This is a genomic window from Psychrobacter sp. 1U2 (assembly GCF_051847575.1).
In genome coordinates, this window is the sequence record NZ_JBPYDC010001234.1 from 1 (window position 1) to 659 (window position 659).

Consider the following 659-nt stretch of genomic DNA (forward strand, 5'->3'; position numbering starts at 1 on the left):
TTTTACTATCAACCAAGCCAGCTTTTAGAAGTTGAGCTTGTAGGGCATTTTTGGCCATAATTTGATTACCTAGACAATAAACGATGAGTCACTTTTTTAAAGATACGTGGTTTTTAAAAATATATGGTAGCAAATTTTGCTAGGACGTGTCGTGAGTTCTGCTAAATTGCATGAGAGGTAAATGGACGGTCACTATCAATCGTTCGCTGACAAAGGTTACAAACTGTCTTTTAATATCACATTTATTCACACATTGATACGGCAGTACACTAGTGCTATCAATTACTTGGCACATATAATTGTTATAGATTTAAATAATAAAGACAATTTTATAAACCGATGACAGATAATAAAGAAAGGTAGGAACTTACTATGAGTGATACAAATAACGACGTTTCAGATATTAAGCAAGCTGCAGAACAGGTAGATAGCCAACAGATTGATAACAACTTAAAAAATACCTCTCACTCGAATACTGCCGAAGAGCTGAGTGAAGAAGAACGGACTCCTTTTATCGAAGATGAGCTACGCACTGACAAATAATCTACGTTTTAAAGGCATAATCATATAAGTGCTATAACCTTGGTAGCTTAAGGATATTCTTAAATTGTAAATATAAGGGACATTTCATGCCAAACAATACTGATCCAAACAACGAA

The 659-nt window shown here is 34.3% G+C and carries 1 protein-coding gene; it reads left to right on the top strand.

Translation table 11 applies throughout. The annotated features are described in order from the left end of the window. Nucleotides 1-372: 372 nt before the first annotated feature. Nucleotides 373-543, top strand: coding sequence for a hypothetical protein (locus ACS8FD_RS21390; RefSeq protein WP_439261653.1), 171 nt, complete (start codon nt 373-375; stop codon nt 541-543). Nucleotides 544-659: the final 116 nt, after the last annotated feature.

What these genes read in the sequence shown, in the direction of transcription:
- ACS8FD_RS21390 (WP_439261653.1), top strand. Translation starts at nt 373, where the DNA reads ATGAGTGATACAAATAACGACGTTTCAGATATTAAGCAAGCTGCAGAA.